This is a genomic window from Pseudomonas sp. 5C2 (assembly GCF_034314155.1).
GTDB lineage: Bacteria > Pseudomonadota > Gammaproteobacteria > Pseudomonadales > Pseudomonadaceae > Aquipseudomonas.
This window is the reverse complement of the sequence record NZ_JAVIWH010000002.1, coordinates 1,935,572-1,949,741: the sequence shown is the minus strand read 5'-3', so window position 1 is coordinate 1,949,741 and position 14,170 is coordinate 1,935,572. Positions and strand designations below refer to the sequence as shown.

Sequence of the window (14,170 nt, the reverse complement as noted above, 5' to 3'; positions counted from 1 at the left end):
TGTGCGCTGCGATGCCATTACCTGCACCTGCTTCGGAGCGTGATGTTCGTGTCTTTACTACGTGCCGCTGTCGTTCAAATTGTCGAAAGGCATGACCTGATTATTGACACCGATCCTGGGGCCGACGATGTGGTAGCGCTGCTGCTGGCCCTTGCATCGCCTGATGAGCTGAACGTACTGGCAATCACAACTGTGGCGGGTAATGTGCGTCTTGATAAAACCTCGCGCAATGCCCGGCTTGCGCGTGAATGGGCTGGGCGCGAAGAGGTGCCGGTATACGCCGGGGCGTCAAAACCGCTGGTGCGGACACCGATTTATGCCGAGAACATGCACGGTAAGGAGGGGTTGCCGGGTGTTGCTGTGCATGAGCCGAAGGTGGGCATGGCCAAGGGCAATGCGGTGGATTACCTGATCGAAACCTTGAGCAAGGCAGCCCCGCACAGCATCACCCTCGCAATGCTTGGACCGCAGACCAACATGGCGTTGGCTCTGATGCAGGCGCCGGAAATCACGCAAGGTATCAAAGAAATAGTGGTCATGGGGGGCGCGCATTTCAATGGCGGCAACATGAGTCCGGTGGCCGAGTTCAATATCTATGCCGACCCTCATGCCGCACAAATCGTACTTGCCAGCGGCGTAAAACTGACCTACATCCCGCTGGACGTGACCCATAAAATCCTCACCAGCGAACAAAGGCTCAATCAGATCGCGGGATTGAATAATCAGGCGGGCAAGCTGGTCTGCGGCATTCTCAATGAGTATGTCAAAGCGGACATGGCGCATTACGGTTTGCCCGGTGGGCCGGTACATGACGCCAGTGTGATCGCTTACTTGCTAAAACCGGAGTTGTTTACCGGGAAGCAGATCAATGTGGTCATCGATAATCGCGAAGGCATCACCTTCGGTCAGACGCTTGCCGATTGGTACGACACGCTCAAGCAAGATAAGAACGTGTTCTGGGTCAAAAATGGCGACGCCCAAGGGTTCTTCAACCTGCTGACCGCGCGTCTGGGTCGCTTGAAGTAAGTCCCGCTCAGGTCGCCGCAAGTCCTCACTCGCTGCTATCGGCAGCGGAATGGTCGTGCGGGTATTTTTCGAAGACCTGGCTGACGAATGCCTGGGCGGCTGCGGTGCCCAATGCTTTGAACAGCAAGTCTATCGCTATGATTGCCAGTTCTTCCGGGCTGCCCGGACTGTAAGAACATTGCCCTTGGGGCCATTTGGCCTTGATGTCAGCGTCGATTGATACGATTGCCATTTGTGTCCCGTATTGTCCGAAAAAAAGCCATTGCGCGTGTGGCACCCATCGGTGAGCTGTTGCGCAGCGGCGGGCAAGTAAACCATTTCCGACATCATTTGGCACTGCGACTTAGGCATGGGCCGACGCTCATGCCAAACTTGTCGACAAATTTCCGAGGACGCCGACGTGCAAATTGATCTGAACAACCCCGTTAGCTTTACCCTTGATGCTGTGCGCCAGCTTATTGCTGCAGCCAACGATGATGTCCACAACCAGCTGCGTGTGAGCAAGGCGGGTATTGCCTGGATTTCATCTTCCCATGTGGGTGGCGTAGCCATTGACGGGCTGCTGTTTCGTTTGGAGACCTGGTCGGCAGGCTCCGGGTGCGTTGGTCCGGTGGCGGCCAGTGATAGTGTCTGGGTCATGCAGATATTCAATGCACTCAAAGACAACTGGGCTAACCCACGTTTTGATTATGTAGACGTGTACTGAAAACGTTTTGACATGATTTGGCTGCGCGCCTGTTTGTCGACTGGGGCAGACTTCCACTGATCCACTGATCCACTGATCCACTGTCGGAGCGGGGTCGCGGGTAACCGTTGCAACAAACGCATCGCAACCGTTGTCGCACATGTTCTGGTTAATATTTATTTAGTGAGGAGGTCGCATATGCCTTGGAAGTTCGCATCATTGGGTTCCGTTATCGCTGCGCTCGTGCTGTCTGGGTGCAGCAGTATGTCCGAGCCCAAAGAGCCTGTGGTTTCGGCGGCTGAAGCAGGGGCTGGCCGATGCAATGCAGCTGCAGCAGAATTTGCCATTGGTCAGAAGGCCTCCGCGGAACTGCTGGAGCAGGCTCGCGTCAAGTCGGGTGCGCAGAATGCCCGCGTGCTTAAGCCCAGTGACATGGTCACGCTGGAATACAGGTCGGATCGCTTGAATCTGAACGCAGATGACCGCTCGATAATCACTCGAGTCAACTGCGGCTGAATGCACGAGACCTTTGTCTTGCCCATAAAAAACCCCGTCACATGGACGGGGTTTTTTTAGTCCGGGGAAATTACTCCGCGCGAACCTGAGCAGCTTGCATGCCCTTCTGGCCTTTTTCAGGTACGAAGGAAACGGCTTGGCCTTCTTTCAGGCTTTTGAAACCGTCGCTTTCGATAGCTTTGAAGTGTACGAACAGGTCGTCACCGCCGTTTGCAGGAGTGATAAAGCCGAAGCCTTTTTCATCGTTGAACCATTTTACGGTGCCGTTTTGGCGATTAGACATGGTGTATCTCCAAGAACATAATTTTTCAGTAGTGCTGTGCTGCTCAGGCCAACTGGGCACACCGGGCTATCATAGTCGAAATGTTTGGATGTAGAAGTCTTTCGCAAAACAGTTTGCGAAAGCAATACGCTCCGCTCATTGGCTAATGCGCCCGGAGGCCTTGATTTATCTTGCTTGCGGCCAATTTCAGTCACCCGTAAAAAAAATCCATTTTTGCTGTTTGGACTGTCGGGAAATGGCTGAAATTGGCCGGGGATTTCCAGTTTTGCCAAGCTGTCACGTTTATTTTTTGGCTGTGCAGGACGCATCGATTTCTTTTAGCAATCTCGCACGTAACGCCCCGCCTTCGGCAGTCTGGCTGTTTAACTCCTTCGTCTCTGCCGTACTGAATTTTTTCTCGATGACGTTCGCGCCGCAGGTGCAATGCGTCTGGGCGGTGGCCTTATCGACACTTTGAGTGGCGGTGGCGATGCACTCGTTCATGTACTGATCGCGCGCGCCAGGGGGCCAGGCGGCTTGGGCGCTCAGGGGCAACAACATGGCGATAGGGGCGGCGAGAGTGAGTAAGCGATAAAGACGCATGGTTGAATGCTCCTTGTAATGAGGGGGCTGTGTCACAACATCCACTCATTATTTGAGGGGTGTTGGTCGCCTCAAGTTCACCGGATCATTTCATTTGTTCGCGGCAACCGATTGGGCTCAAGTTGAAGTGCTGTTGTCAAACATGTGTGATAGCATGCGGCGCCTGAACATCCGCGACGTCTCAAGGGTTTCTCGACAGGTCGCACCTGTAGCTATTTTATTTTCACTCCAGTCACTCTGGTTCGGTTAAACGGTTGGCCCTAGGGCTCCTGCCACTGTGAGGCAGGCATACCACCGGATCTTGTACTGGCTCATCCCAACCCACGTGACCTTTGGTAGGGGTCACCACTAGGAGAGGAGGCGCCATGCCCACCATTACTCTTCCCGACGGCAGTCAGCGTTCATTCGATCATCCGGTTTCCGTAGCCGAAGTCGCGCTATCCATTGGCGCTGGCCTGGCTAAAGCCACCGTGGCTGGCAAGGTCAATGGCCAGCTGGTCGATGCCAGCGATCTAATCGACGGCGACGTCAGCCTGCAGATCATCACGCCCAAGGATCAAGAGGGGCTTGAGATCATTCGCCACTCTTGCGCTCACTTGGTCGGTCATGCAGTCAAGCAGTTGTTCCCGACGGCCAAAATGGTCATCGGTCCGGTAATCGACGAAGGCTTTTATTACGATATCGCTTATGAGCGTCCGTTCACGCTCGACGATTTGTCGGCGATTGAGCAGCGTATGCAGCAGCTGATCGAAAAAGATTACGACGTCATCAAGAAAGTCACTCCGCGCGCCGAAGTGATCGAAGTGTTCACTGCTCGCGATGAAGACTACAAGCTGCGTCTCATCGAAGACATGCCCGATCAACAGACCATGGGTCTGTACTATCACGAAGAATACGTCGACATGTGCCGTGGTCCGCACGTGCCGAATACGCGCTTCCTGAAATCGTTCAAGCTGACCAAGCTGTCTGGCGCCTACTGGCGCGGTGATGCCAAGAACGAGCAGTTGCAGCGAATCTATGGCACGGCCTGGGCAGACAAGAAGCAATTGGCTGCCTATGTCCAGCGGATCGAAGAAGCTGAAAAGCGCGATCATCGCAAGCTTGGCAAGCGTTTGGGGTTGTTCCACACCCAGGAAGAAGCGCCGGGTATGGTATTCTGGCATCCGAACGGCTGGACCCTGTACCAGGTTCTTGAGCAATACATGCGCAAGGTTCAGCACGAGAACGGTTATCTGGAGATCAAAACTCCACAAGTGGTCGATCGTTCCCTGTGGGAAAAGTCCGGTCACTGGGCTAACTATGCCGACAACATGTTCACCACCGAGTCCGAGAACCGCGACTACGCCATCAAACCGATGAACTGCCCGTGCCACGTACAGGTGTTCAATCAGGGCTTGAAAAGCTATCGCGAGTTGCCGATGCGTCTGGCGGAGTTCGGTGCTTGCCACCGCAATGAGCCATCAGGTGCATTGCACGGTATCATGCGTGTGCGTGCTTTCACTCAGGATGATGCTCACATCTTCTGTACTGAAGAGCAGATGCAGGCAGAATCCGCCGCGTTCATCAAATTGACGCTGGACGTGTACGCTGACTTTGGCTTCAAGGACATCGAGCTCAAGCTGTCCACGCGTCCCGAGAAGCGCGTAGGTTCCGACGAGTTGTGGGATCGCGCCGAAAGCGCATTGGCGGCCGCACTCGACAGCGCTGGTTTGCCGTATGATCTGCAGCCGGGCGAGGGTGCCTTTTATGGCCCCAAGATTGAATTTTCGCTAAAAGATTGTCTGGGTCGGGTATGGCAATGCGGTACATTGCAACTCGATTTCAACTTGCCGATCCGTTTGGGCGCCGAGTATGTCTCGGAAGATAACAGTCGCAAGCAGCCGGTCATGTTGCACCGTGCGATACTCGGTTCCTTCGAGCGTTTCATCGGTATTTTGATCGAGCATTACGAAGGCGCTTTCCCGGCCTGGTTGGCACCCACTCAAGCAGTGATCCTCAATATCACTGATAAACAGGCAGATTTTGCCCTTGAAGTGGAAAAAACTCTCGCTCAAAGCGGGTTTCGTGCCAAGTCTGACTTGAGAAATGAAAAGATCGGCTTTAAAATCCGCGAGCATACTTTGCTCAAGGTTCCTTATCTCTTGGTGATTGGAGATCGGGAAGTCGAAATGCAAACTGTCGCTGTGCGGACACGTGAAGGTGCTGACCTAGGCTCGATGCCGGTCGCACAATTCGCTGAATTTCTCGCTCAAGCGGTTTCCCGGCGTGGTCGCCATGATTCGGAGTAATTATTATTAAGCGTGAAATGAGACAAGATAAACGAGCTGCACCGAAGGCCCCGATCAACGAGAATATCTCGGCACGCGAGGTTCGGTTAATTGGGGCTGAGGGTGAGCAGCTTGGGATTGTGTCAATTGAAGACGCGCTTCTTAAGGCTGAAGAGGCCAAACTGGATTTGGTGGAAATTTCCGCCGATGCAGTACCCCCTGTTTGTAAGCTGATGGACTACGGCAAATCGATCTTCGAGAAGAAGAAACAGGTTGCCGCTGCGAAGAAAAACCAGAAGCAGATTCAGGTTAAAGAAATCAAGTTTCGTCCAGGGACGGAGGAAGGGGATTACCAGGTAAAACTGCGCAACCTGGTACGTTTCCTGAGTGATGGGGACAGGGCCAAGGTATCGTTAAGATTCCGTGGTCGTGAGATGGCCCACCAGGAGCTGGGGATGGAACTGTTGAAGCGGGTTGAAGGTGACTTGCTTGAATACGGTTCGGTCGAACAGCATCCTAAGATGGAAGGACGCCAACTGATCATGGTCATCGCCCCGAAAAAGAAGAAGTAACCACCAGGGCACGGCAGGCCTTGCGGTTATGTTTATCAACTGAATGCGGAGTACCGAACATGCCAAAGATGAAAACGAAGAGTGGTGCAGCTAAGCGGTTCTTGAAAACCGCTAATGGCATCAAGCACAAGCATGCTTTCAAAAGCCACATTCTGACCAAAATGTCCACCAAGCGTAAGCGTCAATTGCGCGGTAGCAGCTTGCTGCATCCGTCTGACGTGGCAAAAGTGAAGCGCATGCTGCGCCTTTGCTAATTTTGGTCAAGAATAGAGGAAATAGATCATGGCTCGTGTAAAGCGTGGCGTAGTCGCCCGTAAACGTCACAAAAAAATTCTGAAACTGGCTAAAGGTTACTACGGCGCGCGTTCACGCGTATTCCGTGTAGCCAAGCAAGCGGTAATCAAGGCAGGCCAGTACGCCTACCGTGACCGTCGTCAGAAAAAACGTCAGTTCCGCGCTTTGTGGATCGCTCGTATCAACGCTGGTGCTCGTATTAACGGTCTGTCCTACAGCCGTTTCATCGCCGGTCTGAAAAAAGCGTCCATTGAGATCGACCGTAAGGTTCTGGCTGATCTGGCAGTGAACGAAAAAGCGGCGTTTGCTGCGATTGTCGAGAAAGCTAAAGCCACTTTGGCCTAAGTCCCCGACAATCACCGGGCCCGGTTTCCGGGTTCGGTGTTAAACGTCATAAATAGGGGAAGAGCCTTTTAAGCTCTTCCCCTATTTCGTATCTGGAGTCTGTAAATGGAAAACCTGGATGCGCTGGTCTCTCAAGCACTTGAGGCCGTGCAACACGCTGAAGATATCAATGCCCTGGAGCAAATCCGGGTTCACTTCCTTGGTAAAAAGGGTGAGTTGACTCAGGTGATGAAGACCCTGGGTAATTTGCCTGCTGAAGAGCGTCCGCAAGTCGGCGCACTCATCAATCTCGCCAAGGAGCGTGTCACAGAGGTTCTCAATGCGCGTAAAGCGTCGTTGGAGCAGGCGGAACTGACCGCCAGGCTCGCGGCGGAGTGCATTGACGTGACCCTGCCGGGACGTGGTCAGACCTCGGGTGGGCTGCATCCGATTACCCGAACGCTGGAGCGGATCGAGCAATTCTTCACTCATATTGGCTACGGCATCGCCGAAGGCCCCGAGGTCGAAGACGATCACCACAATTTCGAAGCGCTCAACATCCCTGGCCACCATCCGGCGCGGGCGATGCATGACACCTTCTATTTCAATGCGAGCATGCTGCTGCGCACCCACACCTCTCCGGTGCAAGTGCGGACCATGGAAACGCAACAACCGCCTATTCGCATCGTTTGCCCGGGCCGGGTTTATCGCTGTGATTCGGATATCACCCATTCGCCGATGTTCCATCAGGTCGAAGGCTTGCTGATTGATCGCGATATCAACTTCGCTGATCTCAAGGGCACGATCGAAGAGTTCTTGCGAGTGTTCTTCGAAAAAGAACTGGCGGTGCGTTTCCGTCCGTCCTTTTTCCCGTTCACCGAGCCATCAGCTGAGGTCGATATCCAGTGCGTCATGTGCAGCGGCAAAGGCTGCCGTGTGTGCAAGCAAACTGGCTGGCTGGAAGTCCTGGGTTGCGGGATGGTCCATCCGAACGTACTGCGTATGTCCGGCATAGATCCTGAAGAATTCCAGGGATTCGCTTTCGGTATGGGTGTTGAACGTTTGGCCATGCTGCGTTACGGCGTCAATGATTTGCGTCTGTTCTTCGACAACGACTTGCGGTTCCTCGCGCAATTTCGCTAGGTCGCACGCCCGTAACGAATCTATTTGGAGAGCAGGATGAAATTCAGTGAACAATGGCTGCGTGGCTGGGTAAGCCCGCCAGTTTCCCGCGACGAGCTGGTCGCTCGTCTGTCTATGGCCGGTCTTGAGGTTGACAGCGTTACGCTGGCCGCCGGTGAATTCACTGGCGTGGTGGTAGGCGAGGTGCTGAGCACCGAACAGCATCCAGACGCCGACAAGCTGCGTGTGTGCCAAGTAAGCAATGGCGCAGAGACCTTTCAGGTCGTGTGTGGCGCGCCCAACGTGCGTCCTGGTTTGAAAATTCCGTTTGCCATGATTGGGGCTCAACTGCCCGGCGATTTCAAGATCAAGAAAGCCAAGCTGCGTGGCGTTGAGTCGAACGGCATGCTGTGCTCCGCAGCCGAGCTGCAAGTGGGCGAGGGCAACGATGGCTTGATGGAGCTGCCTGCCGATGCGCCAGTGGGTCAGGATATTCGTGTTTACCTTGAGTTGGACGATGCGAGCATTGAAGTCGATCTGACGCCTAATCGCGGCGATTGTCTGTCGGTAGCCGGTCTGGCACGGGAAGTGGGCGCGTTGTACGCCACTGAAGTCAAACGTCCTCAGGTGGCTGTAGTGCCGGTTGTGCACGACGAAGTGCGTCCTATCGAGGTGCTGGCGCCTGCTGCTTGCCCACGTTATCTGGGCCGCGTGGTGCGCAACGTGGATCTGTCCCGTCCGACGCCGCTGTGGATGGTGGAGCGTCTGCGTCGTTCCGATGTGCGCAGCATTGATGCCGCAGTCGATATCACTAACTATGTGATGCTCGAACTGGGTCAGCCGCTGCACGCATTCGACCTGGCTGAAATCAACGGCGGCATACGCGTCCGCATGGCAGAAGATGGCGAGAAGCTTGTTCTGCTCGACGGTCAGGAAGTCAGCCTGCGTGCCGACACCCTGGTGATCGCGGACCATCAGCGCGCTTTGGCCATTGCCGGCGTTATGGGGGGCGAACACAGTGGCGTCAGCGCCAAGACTCACGATATTTTTCTGGAGAGCGCGTTCTTCGACACCATTATGGTCGCTGGCAAAGCGCGCTCTTATGGCTTGCACACGGATGCTTCTCACCGTTACGAGCGCGGTGTGGACTGGCAGCTTGCACGCGAAGCCATGGAGCGGGCGACAGGCTTGTTGCTGGAAATAACTGGCGGCGAAGCGGGTCCGATCGTAGAAGCTGTCAGCGAACAGTATCTGCCTTCGGTTGCTCCGGTCATTCTTCGCGCTGAACGGATCAGCCAGATGCTGGGCATGGAAATGGATTCGGCTGAGGTCGAGCGCCTGCTCACCGGTCTTGATCTGAAGGTTTCCTCTGAATCAGCTGGGCAATGGCGGGTAGAAGTACCAAGCCATCGCTTCGATATCAGTCTGGAAGTCGACTTGATCGAAGAGCTGGCGCGGCTGTATGGCTACAACCGCCTGCCGGTTCGTTACCCGCAGGCACGCCTGGCGCCTCAAGCCAAGGCGGAAGCGCAGGGTGATCTGCCTGCGCTTCGTCGCTTGTTGGTTGCCCGTGGTTATCAGGAAGCGATCACCTACAGCTTTATTGATCCAAAATGGTTCGCGCTGTTCAATCCGGGCGTAGAGCCTCTGCTCTTGGCCAACCCGATTTCGGTCGACATGGCCGCCATGCGTTCTTCTTTGTGGCCAGGTCTGGTCAAGGCCCTGCAGTACAACCTCAATCGCCAGCAAGATCGTGTGCGCATGTTTGAAAGCGGTCTGCGGTTTGTCGGTCAATTGGAAGGTTTGAAGCAAGAGCCAATGCTTGCTGGTGTCATTTGTGGCAGCCGACTGCCTGAAGGTTGGGCACAAGGCCATGATGCGATTGATTTCTTTGATGTCAAAGCCGACGTCGAAGCAGTGCTCGGTTTCGCCGGTGCGCTGGAAGCGTTCAGCTTCACGCCGGGGCATCATCCCGCGCTGCACCCAGGCCAGACCGCTCGCATTGAGCGTGATGGTCGGGAAGTTGGGTATGTGGGTGCGCTCCATCCAGAATTGGTGAAAACCTTGGGTCTGGACCGTCCGGTTTTCGTTTTTGAGCTGGTGCTGGCGGAAGTGGCTCAAGGTCGTTTGCCGAAATTCCAGGAGCTTTCGCGCTTCCCGGAAGTTCGTCGGGACCTTGCTTTAGTAGCTGATCGTGATGTTCCGGCAGCGGCGGTGCTGGATGTTATTCGTGAAAACGCAGGCGAATGGCTCACGGACCTCAGGCTATTTGACGTGTATCAGGGTAAAGGCATTGATCCGCATAGAAAAAGCCTAGCAGTTGGCTTGACCTGGCAGCATCCATCGCGCACTCTTAATGACGATGAGGTAAATGCGACGACGCATAAAATCCTCACCTCGCTCGAGGAAAGGTTAAACGCCACGTTAAGGAAGTAGCGTATGGGGGCTCTGACGAAAGCTGAGATGGCCGAACGTCTGTATGAAGAGCTAGGCCTGAACAAACGAGAAGCCAAGGAACTGGTAGAGCTTTTCTTTGAGGAAATCAGGCACGCTCTGGAAGATAACGAGCAGGTCAAATTGTCCGGTTTTGGCAATTTCGATCTGCGCGATAAACGACAGCGGCCTGGTAGAAATCCAAAGACGGGAGAAGAAATCCCGATTACGGCTCGCCGTGTGGTCACCTTTCGTCCAGGGCAGAAGTTGAAGGCCCGAGTTGAGGCTTATGCTGGAACCAAGTCATAACGACGAGCTACCGCCCATTCCAGGCAAACGCTACTTCACCATCGGTGAAGTCAGTGAGCTCTGCGCGGTAAAACCGCACGTTCTGCGTTATTGGGAGCAGGAGTTTCCTCAACTCAATCCGGTCAAGCGACGCGGAAACCGCCGGTATTATCAGCGACAGGATGTGCTGATGATCCGACAGATCCGCGCTTTGCTCTATGAGCAGGGCTTCACCATCGGCGGTGCGCGTTTGCGCATGTCCAGTGATGAGGCAAAGGACGACACCACGCAATACAAGCAAATGATCCACCAGATGATTTCAGAGCTGGAAGATGTATTGGTGGTATTGCGCAAGTGAATCGGTTGTCCAGATACTTCCATAATTCAAACGGTTAGGGTATATTTCTAATCGTTTTTCGCAGGTTGCGATAATAGATTCACGCCTAGTCGGGGCGTAGCGCAGTCCGGTAGCGCACTAGCATGGGGTGCTAGGGGTCGAGTGTTCGAATCACTCCGTCCCGACCATATAATTCAAAGGGTTGCGAGATTTTATCTCGCGACCCTTTTTTATTTGCCTGCGTTTTTACCCCTACAAATCGGCTGGCTCTGGGTGGAATCCTCAGCTGATTCCAAGGTCGGTGTTTGTTCCGGGCAGGGCTTTGGTCCAGCTTGATAAGTGAGCTGGATCGACGATTTCGACCACGCTAATGCAGCGCGATCCAGCGGTAAGAGCCTCCTCAGAAGCGATGCTCATCGCTGTCCCGTTGCGTGGACACTCCGGTGCGCAGTGAGGCGTGGCGCAGGGCAATCTCAGGTCCTTCAGCGGGCCCTACTGGACCACGTAGCTCACGGTCAGGTTACGTTCCCACTCACTTTTGTCGCCAGTGGGAGTACGTATGTTTGAGTCGCTCTCGTACATGCCCAGGAAACTCAGGCCGGGAATCCCGACTTTCGCAAAGTCATAGTTATGGCGAGCCAGCCAAGTGGTTTCCCCGGCGCGCTGGAACTTGCCGATCTGAAGCAGGCGGTCGAGCCGTCGCCCTGGCTCAATCAGACTGCATCGCTGTCGCCGCTGACTTGTTGCAGGCCGGCGGCGAAGGTGGGGCCGTTCACCAGGTAGGTGAATTGCGCGCTGCTCAGGCGACTGTCGACCTTGCCTTTGGTGACGCCGTCGCCGTAGTAGTACTGCAAGGTCATGTCTTTGGTCGCTCTGTAATTCACGCACTGCGCGATTGCCTGTAAAGGGATCAGCTATCGATGGTGAATGCTGTGCCCATAAAAAGCAGAAATCTAAATCATCGGATTTCTGCTGTACACGGCCGCTATTCAAGGCGTGCAAACTATCGCCAATGCCCATCGCGGGTCAGTCTTCCGGCAGGTTATTGAATATTTTTTCCAGCGTTCCGTTCAGTTTGGTGATCTGGGCTTCGGTCAGGCCTTTGAAACTGGTGCGGAAGATATCGCTGGTGCCGTGCTGGATTTCTTCAATGGTATGGCGGCCGACATCGGTGAGTGAGACCTGAGTCACGCGTCCGTCGCTGGCGCTGGTGTTGGTTTCTACCAGGCCGTCGGCTTTCATGCGATAGACAATTTTGGTGATGGTCGAGAGCTTCGCGATGGCGTGGATGGAGATTTCCGAAATGCTCGACTCGCCATTTTCCTTGAGGATGAACAGAATCCGCCAGCGCGGTATGTCCATATCGATTTTTTTCAGCGCTTTCTCCATGGCCATGGAGTAGCGACCGTGCAGGCGAGCCAGCCAGTAGAAGGGAAACTCTTCCTTCTTGAAGTCTTCGCTGGCGGGGTTGTATCGGCTCAGGCGCTTTTTCGGGGTGGTCATAAAGGTTGGCGTAGTCTTTCAGGTGAGCGGGTTTGATAGCGGGCGTCATTGTCGCGCCGCCCGCGGCAAAAAACCAGCAGACACGCCGTAGCGTGCCTCAGGTGAGGACGTCAGGCCAGGCCTTCGTGTTTGAGGCTCTCACGGAAGTGGCGGCACCCCTTGATCAGCAAGAGCAGGGTGAGTGCGACGGCGAAGGCATTTAGCAGGGAAATCGATGAGCCGACCATGGCCGGATTTTTGAATAGCCGGTCGGTGAGCAGCGCGACCAGCGTGGTACCAAGACCCAGGCCGATCAGATTGGAAATCAGCAGGAACAGCGCGCTGATCTGCGCTCGCATCTGATTCGGCGGCAGGATTTGCATGGCCGCGGTCGAGGCCGGCATTGGGAACGAAGCGAAGAACATCGCCGGTGCCAGCAACGCCACGGACATCCACAGTTCGCTGACCTTGGTGAACGCGATGGCGGGCACGGCCATGCCGATCGCTCCGATGACTCCCGCACGGATCGGCGCATCGCTGTAGCCTTTTTTCGCCAGCCAGTCGATCAGCCAACCGCCACAAAACACGCCACTGGTATTGGCCAGCAGCACCACGATCCCGAGCATGTAGCCGGTATCGCTAGGGGCGAGGCCGAATTTGCGCATATAGAAGGCCGGGGTCCAGCTGAGCATGCAGAACAGTGTCATCGCGTAGAACGAAAACCCCAGGTAGTGGCAGAAAAAGGTCTTGCGGTGCACTGTCAGGAACTTGAATGCCTGTTTCATGCTGGGCGCGTGGACATTACCCGCCGCATCCAGCTTCAAGCCCTTGTTTGCCTTGACTCTATGCATCAGGCGCAGAGGCTGTTCCGGGCGCGCAGAAAGCGTTTGCGTGGCGTGAAAATTGCTTCCCATTTCCACTAAATTATCGACGTGCCTGCGGGTAACGGTGTCATTTTCTGGAGGTGCTTCAGCATGTTCGATCAACACTCTTCGCTCCGTCATCATTGCCTTCTGAGTTCCGGCGGGTTTGGCGAGGTCAAGGATCGGGTCAGTCATTACCTGTGGCCCCACCAGATGAAAATGCAGCAGGGCGGCGCCCTGCAATCGCAGCTGTATGGCGTGTTTTTCGGCAGCTCGGCGTTGTTCGATCTGCACTACGGTGCACCGGTGGAAATCGACGCCGGGGATATCAGTGGCTACTACCTGATTCGGGTCACCCTGGAAGGCAGCGGCATGGTCAGCCTGGGCAAGCAGAGCGCGATTTTGCGCAAGGGTGGGCTGACCATTTCTTCGCCTTCTGAACGCAGTTTTATTCGTATCGACAAGGACTGCCGCAACCTGATTTTGCGCGTCGATCGCCAAGCCCTCGAGCGTCAGCTGCAAGTGTTGCTCAACCGGCGTTTGCGTCAGCCGTTGCTGTTCGACATTCAGGTCGACGCCGAGCATCAGGGCATGGCGACGGTAAGGACCACCCTGGATTACATCTGCCAGCTCTATGGCGACGCCAGCCAGACGCTGCTGACCTCGACCATGGGCGGGAGCCTGTCGGACTATCTGCTGTCGGTGCTGCTGACGCAGTTGCCGCACAATTATTCGGTCGATCTGCTGCAAGACCAGCGCCAACCAATGCCTCACCACGTCAAGAAGGCCCGCGACTTCATCGAACAGCACCTGGCCGAACCGATTGCGCTGGCGGGCCTGGCGCAGTTCTGCGACGTGTCGATCCGCACCTTGCAAAATGGCTTCACGCGGTTTCTTCAGCAAACCCCCAGCGACTATGTCCGCACTCGTCGGCTGGCTTTGGTTCACGTAGCCCTGCAGCAGGCTGGCCCGACCGACAGCGTGACGGATATCCTGTTGCGTCACGCTGTCGCCAGCTTCGGTCATTTCGCCATGCAGTACCGCAAACAGTACGGCTGCCTGCCTTCCGAGACCCTGCGACGTCAGGCCTGATGCA

The 14,170-nt window shown here is 55.2% G+C and carries 20 protein-coding genes and 1 tRNA gene; 13 read left to right on the top strand and 8 right to left on the bottom strand.

Annotated elements, in window-relative coordinates; translation table 11 throughout:
* Positions 1–42 precede the first annotated feature (42 nt).
* Complete coding sequence (locus RGU44_RS09640) at positions 43–1,026, top strand: nucleoside hydrolase (RefSeq protein ID WP_322216878.1); 984 nt, start codon at positions 43–45, stop codon at positions 1,024–1,026.
* Between the two features lie 25 nt (positions 1,027–1,051).
* Here RGU44_RS09640 and RGU44_RS09635 read toward each other — a convergent pair whose 3' ends face one another.
* A complete protein-coding gene (locus RGU44_RS09635; protein WP_322178680.1) occupies positions 1,052–1,258 on the bottom strand; it encodes a hypothetical protein in 207 nt (68 codons plus the stop codon).
* Positions 1,259–1,426: 168 nt separating this feature from the next.
* Between RGU44_RS09635 and RGU44_RS09630 the strand changes: the two genes are divergently transcribed.
* Together RGU44_RS09630 and RGU44_RS09625 are read left to right on the top strand one after the other, a co-directional pair.
* Entirely contained in the window at positions 1,427–1,732 is a 306-nt protein-coding gene (locus RGU44_RS09630) for a hypothetical protein (RefSeq protein ID WP_322216875.1), read from the top strand.
* A 177-nt stretch (positions 1,733–1,909) separates the two neighbouring features.
* Complete coding sequence (locus RGU44_RS09625) at positions 1,910–2,227, top strand: I78 family peptidase inhibitor (protein WP_322178682.1); 318 nt, start codon at positions 1,910–1,912, stop codon at positions 2,225–2,227.
* A gap of 70 nt (positions 2,228–2,297) precedes the next feature.
* Here RGU44_RS09625 and RGU44_RS09620 read toward each other — a convergent pair whose 3' ends face one another.
* From RGU44_RS09620 to RGU44_RS09610, 3 genes are read right to left on the bottom strand one after another with little or no spacing between them, the layout of a single operon-like run.
* Positions 2,298–2,510, bottom strand: a complete 213-nt coding sequence (locus tag RGU44_RS09620) for a cold-shock protein (RefSeq protein ID WP_322178683.1) — start codon at positions 2,508–2,510, stop codon at positions 2,298–2,300.
* Positions 2,483–2,818 carry a hypothetical protein gene (locus RGU44_RS09615; protein ID WP_322178684.1) on the bottom strand — a complete coding sequence of 112 codons (336 nt, stop codon included), beginning with the start codon at positions 2,816–2,818 and terminating at the stop codon, positions 2,483–2,485. The genes RGU44_RS09620 and RGU44_RS09615 overlap by 28 nt, the downstream gene beginning before the upstream one ends.
* Positions 2,793–3,092, bottom strand: coding sequence for a hypothetical protein (locus tag RGU44_RS09610; RefSeq protein WP_322178685.1), 300 nt, complete (start codon positions 3,090–3,092; stop codon positions 2,793–2,795). Before RGU44_RS09610 ends, RGU44_RS09615 begins: the two co-directional genes overlap by 26 nt.
* A gap of 365 nt (positions 3,093–3,457) precedes the next feature.
* Between RGU44_RS09610 and thrS the strand changes: the two genes are divergently transcribed.
* The 9 genes from thrS (at position 3,458) to RGU44_RS09565 (ending at position 10,917) form a co-directional block, all read left to right on the top strand.
* A complete protein-coding gene (thrS, locus tag RGU44_RS09605) occupies positions 3,458–5,380 on the top strand; it encodes a threonine--tRNA ligase (RefSeq protein WP_322216872.1) in 1,923 nt (640 codons plus the stop codon).
* Complete coding sequence (gene infC, locus RGU44_RS09600; RefSeq protein ID WP_172668659.1) at positions 5,380–5,931, top strand: translation initiation factor IF-3; 552 nt, start codon at positions 5,380–5,382, stop codon at positions 5,929–5,931. The genes thrS and infC overlap by 1 nt, the downstream gene beginning before the upstream one ends.
* A 59-nt stretch (positions 5,932–5,990) precedes the next feature.
* Entirely contained in the window at positions 5,991–6,185 is a 195-nt protein-coding gene (rpmI, locus tag RGU44_RS09595) for a 50S ribosomal protein L35 (RefSeq protein ID WP_003442181.1), read from the top strand.
* A 28-nt stretch (positions 6,186–6,213) separates the two neighbouring features.
* Entirely contained in the window at positions 6,214–6,570 is a 357-nt protein-coding gene (gene rplT / locus RGU44_RS09590; protein WP_047275143.1) for a 50S ribosomal protein L20, read from the top strand.
* 105 nt (positions 6,571–6,675) lie between these two features.
* Positions 6,676–7,692 (top strand): phenylalanine--tRNA ligase subunit alpha, encoded by a 1,017-nt coding sequence (gene pheS, locus RGU44_RS09585; protein WP_322178687.1) that lies wholly within the window; start codon positions 6,676–6,678, stop codon positions 7,690–7,692.
* A 36-nt stretch (positions 7,693–7,728) separates the two neighbouring features.
* Complete coding sequence (pheT, locus tag RGU44_RS09580; RefSeq protein WP_322178688.1) at positions 7,729–10,107, top strand: phenylalanine--tRNA ligase subunit beta; 2,379 nt, start codon at positions 7,729–7,731, stop codon at positions 10,105–10,107.
* Positions 10,108–10,110: 3 nt separating this feature from the next.
* Positions 10,111–10,413, top strand: coding sequence for an integration host factor subunit alpha (gene ihfA / locus RGU44_RS09575; protein ID WP_002553164.1), 303 nt, complete (start codon positions 10,111–10,113; stop codon positions 10,411–10,413).
* Complete coding sequence (locus RGU44_RS09570; protein ID WP_219061984.1) at positions 10,394–10,750, top strand: MerR family transcriptional regulator; 357 nt, start codon at positions 10,394–10,396, stop codon at positions 10,748–10,750. The genes ihfA and RGU44_RS09570 overlap by 20 nt, the downstream gene beginning before the upstream one ends.
* A gap of 90 nt (positions 10,751–10,840) precedes the next feature.
* Positions 10,841–10,917 (top strand) — tRNA-Pro (locus RGU44_RS09565).
* A 304-nt stretch (positions 10,918–11,221) separates the two neighbouring features.
* Here RGU44_RS09565 and RGU44_RS25005 read toward each other — a convergent pair.
* The 4 genes from RGU44_RS25005 to RGU44_RS09550 all read right to left on the bottom strand — a co-directional run bounded on the left by RGU44_RS25005 (position 11,222) and on the right by RGU44_RS09550 (position 13,200).
* Positions 11,222–11,371, bottom strand: a complete 150-nt coding sequence (locus tag RGU44_RS25005; protein ID WP_416194637.1) for an OprD family outer membrane porin — start codon at positions 11,369–11,371, stop codon at positions 11,222–11,224.
* 71 nt (positions 11,372–11,442) lie between these two features.
* Positions 11,443–11,613: a hypothetical protein gene (locus RGU44_RS25000; protein ID WP_407074679.1), complete on the bottom strand. Its 171-nt coding sequence runs from the start codon at positions 11,611–11,613 to the stop codon at positions 11,443–11,445.
* Positions 11,614–11,755: 142 nt separating this feature from the next.
* A complete protein-coding gene (locus RGU44_RS09555) occupies positions 11,756–12,232 on the bottom strand; it encodes a MarR family winged helix-turn-helix transcriptional regulator (RefSeq protein WP_084317873.1) in 477 nt (158 codons plus the stop codon).
* Between the two features lie 110 nt (positions 12,233–12,342).
* Positions 12,343–13,200, bottom strand: coding sequence for an MFS transporter (locus RGU44_RS09550; RefSeq protein WP_322216869.1), 858 nt, complete (start codon positions 13,198–13,200; stop codon positions 12,343–12,345).
* On the opposite strand from RGU44_RS09550, the gene RGU44_RS09545 reads away from it, so the two are divergent.
* A complete protein-coding gene (locus tag RGU44_RS09545) occupies positions 13,186–14,166 on the top strand; it encodes an AraC family transcriptional regulator (protein WP_322216867.1) in 981 nt (326 codons plus the stop codon). The genes RGU44_RS09550 and RGU44_RS09545 overlap by 15 nt on opposite strands.
* Positions 14,167–14,170 lie beyond the last annotated feature (4 nt).